This window comes from Psychrobacter sp. JCM 18902 (assembly GCF_904846615.1).
In the GTDB taxonomy this organism is placed as follows: domain Bacteria; phylum Pseudomonadota; class Gammaproteobacteria; order Pseudomonadales; family Moraxellaceae; genus Psychrobacter.
In genome coordinates, this window is sequence record NZ_CAJHBK010000001.1 from 2,504,564 (window position 1) to 2,520,767 (window position 16,204).

Genomic DNA, 16,204 nt, shown 5'->3' on the forward strand with positions numbered 1-16,204 from the left:
ATAATGCCAGTCATGATGCATCGAGCCTATAACTAATGCTCAACCTATCAATAATAACGGCATTGGCTTTTTTCGATTTCGGGGCTTTCTTTATAAATTTTTAGCAATAACGCAACCATCACCAAACTAATCAACATCGAAGAGCCGCCATAACTGAAGAATGGCATGGTCAATCCTTTGGTTGGAATCGCGCCCATATTCATCGCCGCATTGATAATTGTCTGCGCTATGAACACCACACCGATACCAAAGGCGGTATAACTCATACGCATCTGCCGACGTTTGAGCGCGTTATAACTGATACGCATCGCGCTACCGATAATCAGCGCTTCGAGCACCAATACCATGGTAACCCCAACAAAGCCTAACTCTTCCCCTGTAATGGCTAATAGAAAATCAGTATGTGCCTCGGGCAAATGCGACAGTTTTTGTACGCTCTCACCATAACCAACGCCTGTAAATTGTCCACGACCAAAGGCAATCAAACTGCGTGCCAGCTGATAATCCGTGTCTTGCACATCATCAAACGGATCCATAAATGACATCACACGTACCAATCGGTACTGCGCTGTCGTCACCATCAATACCGCGCCACCGATGGCAGCCGCGCCCAGTGCTAAAAAGTGCTTGTAAGGCGCACCAGCAATATAAAAAATCGCAAAGATGGTACCTAAAATAACGACAAAAGAACCAAAATCTGGCTGTGACAATAGCAGCATGGTGATGAGTGCCACCACCAACATAATCCGCAAAAAACCGTCTAAGCCGTTACGAACTTCAAAAGAGCGACGCACCACAAAATCAGAGACAAAGACAATCATCACCAACTTAGCCAACTCTGCCACCTGAAAATTAAATACCCCTAGGTTCAGCCAACGCTTGGAGCCGTTAATAGGCGTACTAAATAGGGTTGCCACTAGCAGCATGCCAGTGATACCCAATAAGATAAATTGGGTTTCAGTCTTATATAGTGTTCGCAAAGACACGCTGTAATAAGAAACCGTAGCGACCGTCAGACCGATCATCATATACAGCAGCTGGTTTTTGAAAAAGTTCAGCTCTGTCATGCCACGACTGAGGGCAAAAGGAATAGAAGCGGAAGCCACCATCAATAAACTGAGCACCAACATACAGCCAACACTCGATAGGAGAATGGCGCGTGCTGACGGCATAGAAAGAATACCATCTGAGCCAGATGCTTGCTTCGGTTGGGATGAGGAACGAAAAATAGAAGAGAGCGCCATAATTTTATATACACTAACGAACGAAAAAACACGGCGTCTATTAAACGCCACCGTTTAAAAAATAGAAAATAGACAGTACCAGACAGATTACTAAGCAAATAAGCTGACCATTCATGTTGCTGACTGGCTATGATTGACAGTAGCAGCAATCTATAAGCAAAACAATCATTTATACAGAAAATGCGCGAGCGTCGTAAAAGTCAATTCAGGGCAATCCTATTGCATTGCCCTTACTCTTTATTAAATACTGATTTCTTTATTAAATGCTGATATTCGCTAAGCACTTATCATGCAAATGCTTAAATCACCAAAACTTTTATTCCGAAGTCATCATATCTGACGACTCAGTTGCTAATTGACCAACCAACTGACTGAAATGCTCACCGCGAGCTGCGTAGCCACTATATTGATCAAAGCTGGCACAAGCAGGTGACAATAGCACCGCTTGCACTTGCGATAGGCTGCTTGTCGTGACTTGTTGAATGGTTGTAAAGGCGTTTTCTAAAGTTTGGCATTGATGTAACGCAACATCGGCGCTTATCTTAGCTGCGCGCAGATGCTGTTCAATCAGCGATGCATCTTCACCAATAAACAGTACTTGGCTAACATACTGATTGATAAACGGCGTCAATTCACCAAACTGTTGACCCTTGCCTTGTCCACCCAAAATCAATAGTAATTTACCGTCCTTTGGTGCATAGACTGCGCCCAGCCCTTCTATAGCTGCCATCGTTGAGCCGATATTGGTGCCTTTTGAATCATTGAAATAATCAATGTCTGCAGCATTTGCCACATACTGGCAACGATGCTCAAGTCCAGTAAACTGCTGTAAGGTATTCAACATACTGCCCAATGGCAAACCAGCAAGTTCGCCTAACGCTAAGGCTGCCTGTGCATTGAGCAGATTATGACGACCTTTAATCAACAGTTTATCTGCCGACAGTAGTTTTTCTGTACCGTGGGCAAGATAAATTTGGCCTTCAGGAGTAGTAATAAGACCATATTGACCTTTATCAGGAGCATGTATACCGGTACTCACTCTGGGCAAATTATCAGCCACGAGCGGACGCGTCAATGCGTCTTCGCGATTGATAACCACGGACTTAGCACCCTGAAAGATACGATGCTTGGCTTGATGGTAGCCCAGCATATCACCGTGGCGATCTAAATGGTCAGGTGACATATTTAGAACCGTCGCCACTTGCGCACCCAAATTGGTCACTGTCTCTAACTGAAAGCTCGACAGCTCAAGCACCGCCAGCTCCATATCAGTATTATCAAGCAAGGTCAGCGCTGGCACGCCAATATTACCGCCGACACCGACATTGACACCAGCATCCGCAGCCATTTGCCCGACCAAGGTGGTCACGGTGCTCTTAGCATTAGAGCCAGTAATCGCCACTATCGGTACGGTACAAGCCTCACAAAATAGCTGAATGTCACTAACCACTGGAATATTCGCTTGGCGGGCAGCGGCGACAGCTTCGGTAGCAAGTGAGATACCGGGGCTTATAATAATACGTGCCGCTTGCTGCAAGAGCTCGGCGTCAATCGCACCAAATTGGCGAATACTAATCTCAGCGGGTAGTTGATCTGCTAAGCTAGGTGTCACCTGAGCATCAGTGACAGCAACCTGATAGCCTTGATTGGCCAAATAGCGCGCAACTGACAATCCAGATTGTCCCAAACCGACCACGACTTGTAGACCACTGCCTTTGTGAAGTAAGGCATCTGTTGCAGTGTTGGTGGTCATATTTATTCCTTCTGTTGGACGAGCAAAATGGCATCAAACAAACCTAGTATATAAAGAAGCAAAATGATGCCGTCAAGATGAGACGCATCATAACGGTATCGTTCAGATTTCGGTACTGGTTTTTTATGACGATATGCTATTATGCGCCTGTTTTTATATTAAGTGGCTAATGCTATAATAGCTGCCTTAATCTGTAAGTGATTGGGTATTTACCCAAGCATTTTAGTTTAGCATGTTGTCACAGTTAGCACGCTATTGTCACTTCTGTTTGGCAAAGTTACTACTATAGACAGGTCATGTCGAGCGGCTATTTTTATTTGATAGATTATTTATTACCCTCTACCGCAGCATATCATTGCTGACGCTATTCGTTATTGTAGGTGCTCTTATAAATGCCCTGCTTTAAGCACCTTATTTTAACTATTTTTTAGGTAATCTCACTGAATTTATCATCGTATCAATTATTGGTGAGCGTATTAGCGATACCAGTAAGTAAATCAATAGACCTACTTATTACTGACCTTTAATAACTCAATACCGCAATATGACACAGCACATGTTGCCGTAAAAGAAAGATGAATAGCTACTTTTATAGCGATGCGATCATTTTATGAATGAGTAATGATTACTTTTTTTGCCTCTAACCCTATGCAGTTTACTTATGACATCTTTTATTGATAACTTACGTGACGAGTGGTTTTCCAATGTTCGCGGCGACGTTTTATCCGGTTTGGTTGTTGCCTTAGCGCTGATTCCTGAAGCCATTGCCTTTTCTATTATCGCGGGTGTTGATCCAAAAGTCGGCTTGTATGCCTCATTTTGTATCGCGGTCGTGATCAGTTTCGTCGGTGGTCGTCCAGGCATGATTTCGGCAGCAACTGGGGCAATGGCACTGGTGATGGTTGACTTAGTCGCCGAGCATGGTTTGCAGTATTTGCTAGCTGCCACCTTATTGTGCGGTGGGATTCAGATTATAATGGGTATTCTAAAGCTCGGTAATTTGATGCGCTTTGTGTCGCGCTCGGTAGTCATTGGCTTCGTCAATGCGCTCGCGATATTGATCTTTGCCGCCCAGCTGCCTGAGCTTAACCCAATGACTGAACGCGTTGGCATGACGGTTTATATCATGACAGCGGCGGGTTTAGCGATTATCTACTTGTTTCCGCTGATTCCTAAAATCGGTCGCGTGATTCCGTCACCGCTGATCTGTATCGTTGGTTTGACCGCTGTCGCCATGTATATGAATCTTGATATTCGTAATGTCGGCAGTATGGGCGATTTGCCTGATTCATTACCGATGTTCTTATTACCTGACATTCCATTGAACCTAAATACTTTACTGATCATCGCGCCTTACTCTATCGCACTTGCCATCGTTGGTTTATTAGAATCGATGATGACAGCGACTATCGTCGATGATTTGACAGATACGCCAAGCGATAAAAACCGCGAGTGTCGTGGTCAAGGGATTGCCAACGTCGTATCAGGTTTCTTCGGTGGTATGGCAGGCTGTGCCATGATTGGTCAATCTATGATCAACGTCAAATCTGGCGGACGTACGCGTCTGTCCACTTTGATGGCAGGTATCGTACTGCTCATTATGGTAGTGTTTTTAAGTGAATGGGTCAGTCAAATTCCAATGGCGGCACTGGTCGCTGTGATGATTATGGTCTCTATTGGTACTTTTAACTGGCAGTCTATTCGCGAATTTAAAACGCATCCGATGTCATTTAATATTGTCATGCTAGCGACTGTTTTGACCACAGTATTTACGCACAACCTAGCTTATGGCGTGGGCGTGGGCGTGCTGCTATCGGCGCTGGCGTTTGCCAATAAGATTGGTCAATTCTTAACGGTATTTAGCGAATATGATGAGAGTACTAATACCCGCTATTATTATGTGCAAGGACAAGTATTCTTTGCTTCTACGACCCAGTTCTTAAACAGCTTCGATACCAAAGAAGCTTTGGACAGTATTCAAATTGATGTCAGCCAAGCGCATTTTTGGGATGTCAGTGCCGTAGACACCTTGGACAAACTGGTCATGCGCTTGCAACGTGAGGGCATTGATGTCAAAGTGGTGGGACTCAATAATGCGAGCCGAACACTGATTGATCGCTTCTCTATCCACGATCGCCGAGATATTGGCTTATTGGATTAAACAAAGCCACGTCTATTTATTGAGCTAATATTGATTACCGCTCATAAATAGACAGTTGAATAAACAGCTGCATTGGTGCAAAGGGTTGGGCATAAGCATTATCGCCCATCCTTGAGCCAAGCAGCTGTCTTTTTATTCTGTCTTTTTAATATTGGAATAATGTGGTGGTCTTATGAGTAATTTGAAACCAGATAGTGTGATTGCCTGCTTGGACTGCCCAGACCACGTGCAAGCAGTGTTAGAAGCCAGCATGTGGGCCGCGACTCGTCTACAAGCACCTGTTGGACTGTTGCACTCAGTACCGAGCTTACAACAAAAAGCGGCTGTGAATTATTCAGGCTGTCTCAATATCGATGATGAAAATATGCTGCTTGAGCAATTCACCACTAAGGAGCACTTGAGTAATTGTGAGCTAAAAGCCCAAGGCAAGCTTTTGCTCCATCAAGCCACCACCTATTGCGAGCAGCAGCGCCAAAAACTAAAAACCTATACCCTGCATCGCCATGAACACCTCAATGAAAGTATCGATTACGTCGATGACAAAGCACAATTGATCGTTATAGGTCACAATGTCACCTGCAAATCGACATTGAGCCAGTTGATTAGAGTCAGTCACTGCCCCATTTTGGTGACTCATGCACCATTTTTGCCCCCTACGACCGCGTTATTTGCTTTTGACAACAGTCCAACATCTCATAAATTGCTCAATTGGCTCTGCAAAACCTCACTGGTTCGCGCATTAACCGTTCATATCGTGATGGTCGGTAAAGAAAACTCTGAAAATTGCGATGCGCTACGTGAAGCTTATGCGCGGCTCAAACAAGCAGGCATCAAGTCTAAAAAAGCATTGCTGGATTGCCGTGATGTCACTTCGGCTTTGAATTATTATCAAAATGAAAATGATATCGGTATGCTGATGACCGGTGCCTTTGGCCAATCTCGTCTGCGTGAACTTCTAAAAGGTAGCGACACAAAAAAGCTGCTCGGTAGCACCAAAACCCCCTACCTACTCTTCCCAAAGGTATAGGCTTTAGCCGATCTACACAGCCACTCCTCTCTCTTTGAGCGCAGAGCCTATACATCCATGTTAAGCTCTGCCGCTTACCGTATCACACAATTTTCCCTACTTTCTCCTCAAGTGATTCGTTTCATATACCAAACTAGGTTAGCAAATCATCACAGGAAATAGATGGATGGTCTCCCCAAGCACCTAAAAAGTTGGTTATAATAAAGTTTTCGTCAGTTCAACGCTAAAGGTTAATTCGCATTCTCTATGCTCATAACGGTGGTTTATACCATTGCAGCATAACCAGTATTTTTTGCCATAACTATGGCTGTTTTTGAACAAACAAATCCAATCTTACCTATCCCCCTTGAGTAAATTGGCACAGTTCTTGAATGACTAATAGTAAGCATGGCAGCGATACGATGCACCACAATGCTTCGATCAACCTGCGGCATCACACAAATAAGGAATATTTTATGAAGCTAATCACTGCGATCTTAAAACCGTTTAAGCTCGATGATGTACGTGAAGCGCTTTCTGACATCGGTGTTAAAGGTGTCACTGTTACTGAAGTCAAAGGTTTCGGTCGCCAAAAAGGTCACACAGAACTCTATCGCGGCGCAGAATACGTGGTGGACTTCTTACCTAAAGTAAAAGTCGAAGTGGCCGTTATTGATGAGATGGTCGAACCTGCTATCGAAGCCATCACTCGCATCGCTAGCACGGGCAAGATTGGTGACGGCAAAATCTTTGTCACTGCACTCGAGCAAGTTATTCGTATTCGTACGGGCGAGACAGGCCCTGACGCTATCTAACGCGCAAGGCCATATAGACACAGATTTATAGATCATACCGATAGCTGTATTGCATCAATTCAAGGGGGAATTAACATGCAAAATCAAATCTTCGAGCTCCAGTACGCACTTGACACGTTTTACTTTTTAATGTGCGGGGCGCTCGTCATGTGGATGGCAGCAGGCTTCACCATGTTAGAAGCTGGACTCGTCCGCTCAAAAAACACCGTTGAGATTTTAACCAAAAATATCGCACTTTTTGCCACCGCTTGTACCATGTACATGATATGCGGCTATGCCATTATGTATGGTGGCAACCTATTCTTGAGCGGTATCGCGGGTAATGAAACGCTGGTAGCAGATGCCCTAGCAGCCTCCGCTGAAAATGGCTTTGACGGTGATTCTGTTTACTCCGCTGCGTCTGATTTTTTCTTCCAAGTGGTGTTTGTTGCAACCTGTATGTCGATCGTTTCAGGAGCGGTGGCTGAGCGCATGAAGCTGTGGTCGTTCCTATTATTTGCTGTGGTGATGACTGGTGTCATTTATCCATTAGAGGGTAGCTGGACGTGGGGTGGCAATGATGTATTTGGGATGTTCAATTTAGGCGACATGGGTTTTTCTGATTTTGCAGGTTCTGGTATCGTCCATATGGCGGGTGCTGCGGCTGCATTAGCAGGGGTATTATTATTAGGTGCACGTAAAGGCAAGTATGGCCCTAATGGTGAAATACGCGCCATTCCAGGGGCTAACTTACCACTGGCAGCGCTTGGAACACTTATTCTCTGGATGGGTTGGTTCGGTTTCAATGGCGGCTCGGTGCTAAAACTGGGTGATATTGCCAGTGCTAACTCGGTTGCTATGGTCTTTTTAAATACCAATGCAGCAGCGGCAGGCGGTGCAATTGGTGCTTTAATAATAGCACGCATCATCTTTGGCAAAGCTGACTTAACCATGCTCTTAAATGGTGCCCTCGCAGGATTAGTCGCTATCACAGCAGAACCCTCAACCCCATCTGCATTACAAGCAACACTGTTTGGTTTGATCGCTGGCGTTATCGTTGTGCTATCTATCTTAGCATTGGATAAAATAAAAATAGATGATCCAGTGGGTGCTATCTCAGTTCATGGTGTAGTCGGTCTGTTCGGTCTACTTATCGTACCAATTACCAACCCAGCAGCATCGTTCGTAGGTCAGATTGCTGGTGCAGCCACTATCTTTACTTGGGTATTCATCGCCAGCTTAATCACTTGGGCAGTTATCAAATTAGTGATTGGTCTGCGTATCTCTGAAGAAGATGAGTATGAAGGTGCGGATATAGCAGAGTGCGGTATGGAAGCATATCCAGAATTTGTGAGATAAGCTCTTAAACCAATATTAAAATATATGTACTAAAAATCCCGCAATACCTTTTGGTATTGCGGGATTTTTATTTATCAATATTAGGTCTAATACTAAAAATAAGCTATCGGTTTATTTCTTTTTCCACGTTTGACTGCGTGAGAATGGACCGATATAACCTTTTAGATTTAAGGTGTTGCCACTCAAGTTTGCGGTCATACGATAGTCTTTGCCTTTTTCAGGATCAGTGATCGTACCACCACTATATTTGCCACCACCATCAGACTTTAAACCTTTAATAATGGTCGTACCAACGTGCTTTTTGCCTTTGGCTGAGTTAGTAGCGATAAGCGTACCTGTTAGTACACCGTTTGACTCAGTAATCTTTACAGTACCTTTTGGCTTACCTTCATCAAATGTCTGCCACGTGGTATTGGCCAAAGGATCAGCGGCGAATGCCATGCTTGCTAAACTGATACCTGCAACAGCTAGAGTGGTTTTGGTAAATAATTTCATAGACTGATTCCCTTCATACAATGATTACTCGAAACGTTATGTTTCTGATCTCCTAGGCTTATCCTTCGCTAAAATCCCTATTAACAGCTATGCGACTTTCTACTCTTTGGGAGTGGTTAGCGCATCTAAAAAAACTGCTCATCAAAATTTTATACGACATAAGCGATGTCTTGACTCATTATAAGCAATTTTAAGCTTTTGCCTAGTAATTTTTTTATAGTTTATTATTTCTATAAAAATTGAACTATATCAAATAGTTATAAAAAAGGATTGTCGATATTTTTATCCAACCGGTCATCTTTTTCTTTTGACTTATGCTGACTATTATTGTAAATGGAATTATTTTCAAATGCCTGAATAATCTTGCTTGTTAGCTCATGTAACTGTTGTGCTTGCTCATATCCAGTAGCATCAAGAGTCAAATCAATATCGCCATATATAATAATTTTATCTGTTTGGTTTTCGATGATAAGCTCACCGATTTGCATGCTTTGGTGGTCATTGGCAAATGGATCAATCATTTGATTCTCCTTTTTATTAACGATATCTTGCGTAATTTTTGGATTTTTTGTGCCTTTTATTATATATAGACTCGTGTCATAAAGGCATTATGCTTGCAATTGGACGATTACCCACTCAAGAATCGCCCAAACAAACAGCATCCAAGCCGGCTCTTCTGTTGGCTCATCGGGCAACTCAGAGCTTTTACCCGCCTTTAATGGCAGATCAAATGCCTGTGTTTTGGTTTTGGCATCTAAGACGGGCAGCACATCGATACCAATCCTGGTCGAGAGTTCATCAACACTAATAACCTCTATGCGCTCTGACTCATCATTGGGTGCATAATAGACCCCTGCTTGATTAATCGCTGGTATATAGACAGCTTTAAAAAAATGACTGGGCACCAGTACACGATCTGCCAGTTGCTTGGTTGTTTTACCAGTAAAGGCTACTCCTGTAATGCTATAAACCTCTCCATATTGCTGGGTCAAATAGCGAGTGGCTGATTCGATATTACGCCAGATATAGCGATTGTTGCGCGGTGACTGCGGGGCGATATTGGCAAGGCTAAAGCTATCATATTGTTGACTGCGATTCGCCATATCGGCATTGGGCGCTAAATGGCCGCGATCATAGCCAGAGCCTGAATAGTCGGACAATGAGGCGCGTGCGGATTTTGGTAACCTGCTTTCTTCATGAAAGCTGTCTTCACGATCGATTTCTTTGGCTTGTTGTAAACGCTTGCGATCCAAATATTCTGCCGACCAAAGCGGTGTACGCGACACGCCAGAATACATAACAGCAAAACCATCCATGCATAAGGCTTGAGTTTTATTGCTTAGCTTGGTATTGATAAACTCAGGATAGACACCACCATAAAAGGACTCGCTACACTGAGTAAAGTCATCAGCATGCGCTGAAGTTATACTTATGACCACCGCCATCACGGTCATTGTAATACTGTTTTTCAAACGGGCATCGAGCCTACCGAAACTTATCATTTAACTTTCAACCATCTATGCTTGTCATTACGTATACGCTATCGTAGCAGGCGTTTGTAAATAAAGAAAGATAAGGTGCAAGTCGTGACATTCTAGACAGTATCCGCTATACTGAGCCGTCTAAAAACGGTGAAGTGGGTGAGTGGCTGAAACCGCACGCCTGGAAAGTGTGTATGCGTTAATAGCGTATCGAGGGTTCGAATCCCTCCTTCACCGCCAATCTTATTCTGCTTAATCAAAGCCTCTAGCTTTTCCCATCTGTTCAAACAACTCCGAAATACCTTTTAGTCCAAAACACTTTCTGAAATTTTTAATTACAAACCTCTTTTTGGCTTAATCTATTTACCTATGTCATTTTGTAACCTTTTATTTATTACCTTCCTCTCGCTTACGCCCCTCCCGCACCTTTACTTGATGTTTCGCTATTTTCTACCAACATCGCCGCAGCCGTTTTTTTGAGTATCGCCCACTGCTCATCGTCGACATAGATGCCTTCTTTCCATGCGCGCTGATGGGTTTCAAATAGCTCATCTGTCGATATTTTACGATTGAAATGCTGTATGTCCTGTTCAATATCAAAATTTTGGGTCGCAATTTCAATAATCATATCATTGGTATTATAATTGGCTTGTGCTTGGTCAAAAAAGTATAAATCAGGATACACAAAACCTTGATTTAACGTAAATAATGTATGCTTGGGCACAGAGCCATTGTCCCATTTAGCTAAACAAGCAAAGCCTTTGGCAGCCAGCCCCACCAGCTCACTATAAGCCAACCAGCGGTTATGACAGTTCTGTAAATAAATATGAAAATGCGCCAAATCACCCATTTTTTCCAGAGCATAGTCAATGATAGTCGGCAAGTGACAAGCCAAACTGCTACCATGCAAATCTAAACGAATAGCGCCGTCTTGTTGATGGACGATATCGATTGGCGTATCGTGCTCAGTTAAGATATACGGACTGGCATTGTTAAAGTGTCTGATACCGTCCAAGCCCGCCATCTGTAACTCAGCAACCATAGTAGCAATCACATCCGCTTCGCCTACTTCTCGGTGCATCCCAGTAAAGGCTTTGTGTACTATCGTCACGATTTCATTATGCGATACGATCATGAGTCAAACCTCCCTGCTCTTTCGATAAATCGGGTAATAAAGGAAACAGCCATTCATCACTATGCACTTCTGCAAACAAAGGCGCACCTTGAAACAAGGTGATCCGCACCCAGCGATCGGATCTGGGATCGAACTTGGTGGCACCAAACATCGATAATTTACACCGTAACAGGTGCATGGGTAATGCATTTTTATGCAAGACATTCATCTGAATATCGCCCAGTGGCTTATGTCCCATCGTCCAAACGCGGCGCGCAATCGAGCGATATTTTGGCTGATTTAAGATGAATGCTGAAATGAGCTGCTGTGGATCGGTGGGTTTCAACGCGAGATACAGCTTATTTGCTTGCCGTGCGATGTCTAATGCAAGCTCACGATCAGCACCCGGTTCTTGCCCGCGCACGCCCATCCTTGGCTCTTCTTTATCCACCGAACGATACCAAAACCAATGGCTATTATCGGGCTGGCTAAAATCAATATTAATCGCCCACTGATAATGTAGCTCTAATACATCGATTAAATCTTGGATCACCTTGCCTTTCGGTAGCGATAGCGTTTCATCGGCATTTATTTTTACTTGAAACGCATCGACACGCTCAGGATAAAGCTCCATCAAGCAAGAGATAATTACCTCTTGGCTCTCAAGACTTAGATGATGGTGAGCTTGTAAGAACTCCGCCCATGTACTGTATTGATTAATGGCTGCCATCAAATTATTTTGTAATACGGCTAATTCCGCAACGACCGCTTCATTGAGTTTGATTTGCGACTCATTGATGGTAACAATCTCGCTAAAATGCTGAATAGCACGTTTGATTAAACTGGCAAAATATGCGGTTTTTTTGGGTTCAATCTGGCAGATCAGTGTTACTTGCAACGCTTCTTCACGGGTAGTTAGCCATTGATCGACGACACAAGGATGGTTGATTAGATACGGTGCCATGCCCAGACCGGTGGCGTTACCAACTCCCAAGTAACGTTTAATCTCTGGATGCAGTGCAGCGGCGTTGCTACCGCCTTTTTGCTTTGCCAAATAATCGACCCAATCTAAGCTAAACTCACGCAGCAAATACACGGCACACATCTGCGCTCGAAAGGATTGATCAAAATCTGCACTGTGATCTAACGGTTTGAAGTCATAAATACCAAACTTACCATTGCCATAGACGGCAGTAGTGCGCAATATATAACCCACCTGCGCGAGTATATCCAAATCTGGTTGCTGACCAATGGCGAGTGAGCTAACGATATGATCAAAGACCCGTACGCTCTTATTTGCTCGTGCCAGCACCATCACCATATTAGAGTTGCGACCTGCTTCTTGCAGCGGTACGTTGGCTTGTAGGTTACCCAGTAGCTCCTCACTTATCTCACCAAAGACCAAACCAAAGGTCACATCCCATTTTTGGGCAATCACCCTATCATTACGCTCTTCATCAGCTAGCTCATTACAAAATACCACCAGATGATACAGATGCTCTGGGGTATTGAGGCGATAAATAACCGTGCCATAGCCTTGCTCATCCAAATCCCACAAATGGGTACTGAGCGTCCATTGCTCTCTATCAATCTTACGCAGTAACGTGCGCACAAAGCTAATGCGAGTTTGGTGCATCGCGCCCAACCTTTCTGCATTCATAATCACGTCACGAGTACGAAATTTAGTGCTAAGTTGAGGCGGCTTGACATTAATTCTTTCATTATTTGCATGAATCATATTCATAATTTCACTACCTTACCTAATATATTGAGCCAGCAGCTTTGTTAATAATGCCAATGATGATATCTATTGGTAAATAAGTATTCAGCCGTTTTTAGGATCGTTGTTTTGACCTTGACCGTTTGGTAGTCAATCAGTTTTTTGAGTAAGCTTTTCCTTAGCGAGCTTTTCTTCGCTAATTTTATGTCTTACCTCTACCTGATTAGGTCGATACAAGTCTTGCTCTCGCGCCATTTGCTGGGCAATTTGTGGCCCGTTCCATAGCGATGGCAGCAGGATAAAAGAGACTGGCACAGCGGTAATCACGATAAAAGACTGCAACGCTGTCACGCCACCTGAACCAAGCGAGATTAAAACAATCGCTGTCACCCCCATCATGATGCCCCAAAAGGTACGAATCATGGCATTTGGCTCACGCTCGCCACTGATGACCACACTGATGGTATAGGTCATCGAATCACCTGTCGTGACGATAAAAACGGTGGTTAAAATTAGAAATAATATCGAGGTAATTAAAGGAAAGGGTAATTGCTGCGTGACTGCCAATAGCGCGCCTGGCAAGTTAAAGCCCTCAAAGGCACTACTGACACTGCCCGGATTGGCAATCTCAAACGCCAGACCCGAACCACCAACGACGGTGAACCAAAAGCAGGTAACGAGCGGCGCAATGATACAAACCGTGGTAATCAATTGACGAATGGTACGACCACGTGAAATACGAGCGATAAAGATGGCCATCATAGGGCCATAACCCAAGAACCAACCCCAAAAGAACACGGTCCAACCGCCAAGCCAGCCTTCATCACCGCGAAAAGTGGCCATCGGAATAAAGTTATCGACCATCGTGCCGACACCTTGAATATAACCATTGACGATAAAATTGGTCGGTCCAAATATCAAAATAAAGACCATCAACGCAACGGCCAATATGACATTAAAGCGGCTGAGCAATTGCATGCCTCGAGCAAGACCACTGATCGCTGATAAGGTATAAAGCGCAATCGCGAATATGATAATGATAAGCTGGGTGGCAAAAGTATCAGGAATACCAAACAAGGTATTGAGGGCATAGCTGGTTTGCAAGCCTAAGAAACCAATAGGGCCAATCGTACCCGCAGCCACGGCGACGATACAGCACGCATCGATAATCGCGCCCGTTTGACCAGTAAGTACGCGCTCACCAAACATAGGATAAAGAAGTGTGCGAGGTTTCAGCGGCAAGCCTTTGTCATAATGCAGATGCATGACCACAATCGCGGTCAAACTACCGACAATCGACCACGCCAAAAATCCCCAATGCATAAAAGATTGTGATAAGGCGTTAAATGCTCGTTGTTGCAAGTCTGGTGACTCACCGTATAAAGGAGGCGCTGACACGAAATGAGCAATAGGTTCTGCCGCCGCCCAAAAAACCCCACCGCCAGCCAACAATGTACAAAACAGGATGGCCATCCACTTGAAATTGTCCATTTCAGGCTTTGGTAAGTTGCCCAAAATCACACGACCCGTGCGACCTGCACTAACCGCTAAAGCGATGACGAAAGTAGCGAGAAGCAGAATTTGCCAAAAAGGACCAAAGATATTGGCCGACCATTTAAAACCAACATCCACGATCGTTGCTAACTGTGCTTCTGCAAAAATCGCCATGAGCACAAAAATCGTAATAAACCCGCCACTATACCAAAAGGCAGGGTTTTTTAGCCCCAACGCATCAATATCGGCAGCAGCTGGTACAGCGTTGACCTTATCCGCTGTGCTATTAGCAGCGTTTGAGCGTCCTTGCTCACCTTGGTTAAGTCCCTTTAAATCGGCCATGATGTGGCTCCATATGCTAAGGCTAATGTTGCGTTTTAAATCAGAGATATCGCAATGAGGATATAACCAGATAACCTCACTATATTATTGATTTCAAAGCTCTCTATTTCAAATGGGTATGCGCTATAAAACGATTGTCGTCTTATACCGATTTTTAGCGATGACTTGCTAGAATTATCCTTTAGGCTAAAGGCTTTAAACCACTCTCAAGGAAATCAAACCAGTTTTGACCGATGACTTTTCCAGCGTCAATCTCATTAAAGCCATGTTTTAGCAAACCGTTATAGATGTTTTCCATACCGTCCTTGCCAGCGAACCATGGCAAGGTATCTGGCCAGCCTGAATTATTGGCATTGCCTTCACCATAATCCATCGCTTTTGACCAGCGCCCATTACGCATCCACTCAAGCACTGCTTGGGGTTGATTGAGACACAAGTCACTACCAATGGATAAATGCTCGACGCCATATTTGTCAGCACAATTGGCAATCATCGTACAAAAATCATCTAATGTGCAATCACTACCATTTGGCAAATGAAACGGATACAAGCTAAACCCTAACAACCCGCCTGCTTGGGTCAAGGCACTAATAACCGTATCCGATTTATTGCGTAGCGCGTCATGAGCCGTGGTTGGATTGGCATGACTGATACATATCGGGCGACTAGAGTACTCAATCGCTTCAAGCGTTGAACGCTCAGCGCTGTGTGACATATCGATAATCATACCGACACGGTTCATCTCTTTGATCGCCTGCTGACCAAAACGTGTGATGCCGCTGTCATTCTGCTCATAACAACCTGTCGCCAGTAAGCTCTGGTTATTGTAAGTCAGTTGCATAATCAATAGACCCAAGCGGCGCATCACGCTGATTAAGCCGATTTCATCATCAATTGGTGAGCAGTTTTGCGCGCCAAAGAAGATACCGACTTTGCCCTGCTCTTTTGCCATGTTGATATCAGCAACTGAGTACACTGGCAAAATAAGATCTGAGTTTTGCTCAAAGCGTGTGTGCCACTCACTAAAGCGGGTCATGGTCTGACGAGCATCTTCGTGATAGACCAAGGTGGCATGTACTGCATTGATACCACTGGCTTGTAGCATCTTAAAGTAGTCACGATCCCAATGGCTATACTGTAATCCGTCAATGACGATATGGTCTTGGTACATATCAATTCCCTTTAATACTTTTATCAGTGGCCGCTATCATTGGCTATTAAGTGATTTTTCACACCGTGTC

Annotated in this window: 13 protein-coding genes and 1 tRNA gene; 5 read left to right on the forward strand and 9 right to left on the reverse strand. The window is 44.1% G+C overall.

The genetic code is table 11. The features are described from left to right. Positions 1–47: 47 nt before the first annotated feature. Both JMY05_RS10345 and murD read right to left on the reverse strand, forming a co-directional pair. Positions 48–1,244, reverse strand: a complete 1,197-nt coding sequence (locus tag JMY05_RS10345; protein ID WP_227678164.1) for an FtsW/RodA/SpoVE family cell cycle protein — start codon at positions 1,242–1,244, stop codon at positions 48–50. A 316-nt stretch (positions 1,245–1,560) separates the two neighbouring features. After that, complete coding sequence (gene murD / locus JMY05_RS10350) at positions 1,561–2,997, reverse strand: UDP-N-acetylmuramoyl-L-alanine--D-glutamate ligase (RefSeq protein ID WP_045445857.1); 1,437 nt, start codon at positions 2,995–2,997, stop codon at positions 1,561–1,563. Positions 2,998–3,658: 661 nt separating this feature from the next. Between murD and JMY05_RS10355 the strand changes: the two genes are divergently transcribed. From JMY05_RS10355 to JMY05_RS10370, 4 genes are all read left to right on the forward strand, one after another. Continuing rightward, the gene (locus JMY05_RS10355; protein WP_045445854.1) at positions 3,659–5,158 is read left to right on the forward strand and encodes a SulP family inorganic anion transporter; all 1,500 of its coding nucleotides are present in this window, start codon (positions 3,659–3,661) and stop codon (positions 5,156–5,158) included. Between the two features lie 172 nt (positions 5,159–5,330). Then, positions 5,331–6,185 (forward strand): universal stress protein, encoded by an 855-nt coding sequence (locus tag JMY05_RS10360; protein WP_045445851.1) that lies wholly within the window; start codon positions 5,331–5,333, stop codon positions 6,183–6,185. Between the two features lie 455 nt (positions 6,186–6,640). Continuing rightward, the gene (locus JMY05_RS10365; protein WP_010197981.1) at positions 6,641–6,979 is read left to right on the forward strand and encodes a P-II family nitrogen regulator; all 339 of its coding nucleotides are present in this window, start codon (positions 6,641–6,643) and stop codon (positions 6,977–6,979) included. Between the two features lie 75 nt (positions 6,980–7,054). Beyond that, positions 7,055–8,317, forward strand: a complete 1,263-nt coding sequence (locus tag JMY05_RS10370; protein WP_045452414.1) for an ammonium transporter — start codon at positions 7,055–7,057, stop codon at positions 8,315–8,317. Positions 8,318–8,428: 111 nt separating this feature from the next. Here the strand turns inward: JMY05_RS10370 and JMY05_RS10375 are convergent, their stop codons facing one another. From JMY05_RS10375 to JMY05_RS10385, 3 genes are all read right to left on the reverse strand, one after another. Then, positions 8,429–8,812 (reverse strand): DUF2147 domain-containing protein, encoded by a 384-nt coding sequence (locus tag JMY05_RS10375; RefSeq protein ID WP_045445845.1) that lies wholly within the window; start codon positions 8,810–8,812, stop codon positions 8,429–8,431. A gap of 257 nt (positions 8,813–9,069) precedes the next feature. Further along, entirely contained in the window at positions 9,070–9,333 is a 264-nt protein-coding gene (locus tag JMY05_RS10380; RefSeq protein WP_045445842.1) for a hypothetical protein, read from the reverse strand. Positions 9,334–9,420: 87 nt separating this feature from the next. Continuing rightward, positions 9,421–10,314 carry a DNA/RNA non-specific endonuclease gene (locus JMY05_RS10385; RefSeq protein ID WP_227678165.1) on the reverse strand — a complete coding sequence of 298 codons (894 nt, stop codon included), beginning with the start codon at positions 10,312–10,314 and terminating at the stop codon, positions 9,421–9,423. Positions 10,315–10,442: 128 nt separating this feature from the next. On the opposite strand from JMY05_RS10385, the gene JMY05_RS10390 reads away from it, so the two are divergent. Next, a tRNA-Ser gene (locus JMY05_RS10390) sits at positions 10,443–10,533 on the forward strand. A 169-nt stretch (positions 10,534–10,702) separates the two neighbouring features. On the opposite strand, the gene JMY05_RS10395 is transcribed toward JMY05_RS10390, so the two are convergent. The 4 genes from JMY05_RS10395 to JMY05_RS10410 all read right to left on the reverse strand — a co-directional run bounded on the left by JMY05_RS10395 (position 10,703) and on the right by JMY05_RS10410 (position 16,134). Next, entirely contained in the window at positions 10,703–11,428 is a 726-nt protein-coding gene (locus tag JMY05_RS10395) for a DUF3726 domain-containing protein (protein WP_045445839.1), read from the reverse strand. Continuing rightward, complete coding sequence (locus JMY05_RS10400) at positions 11,412–13,151, reverse strand: hypothetical protein (protein WP_045445836.1); 1,740 nt, start codon at positions 13,149–13,151, stop codon at positions 11,412–11,414. Before JMY05_RS10400 ends, JMY05_RS10395 begins: the two co-directional genes overlap by 17 nt. 126 nt (positions 13,152–13,277) lie before the next feature. Continuing rightward, the gene (locus tag JMY05_RS10405) at positions 13,278–14,963 is read right to left on the reverse strand and encodes a BCCT family transporter (RefSeq protein WP_201615020.1); all 1,686 of its coding nucleotides are present in this window, start codon (positions 14,961–14,963) and stop codon (positions 13,278–13,280) included. A gap of 181 nt (positions 14,964–15,144) precedes the next feature. Then, entirely contained in the window at positions 15,145–16,134 is a 990-nt protein-coding gene (locus tag JMY05_RS10410) for a membrane dipeptidase (protein ID WP_045445833.1), read from the reverse strand. Positions 16,135–16,204 lie beyond the last annotated feature (70 nt).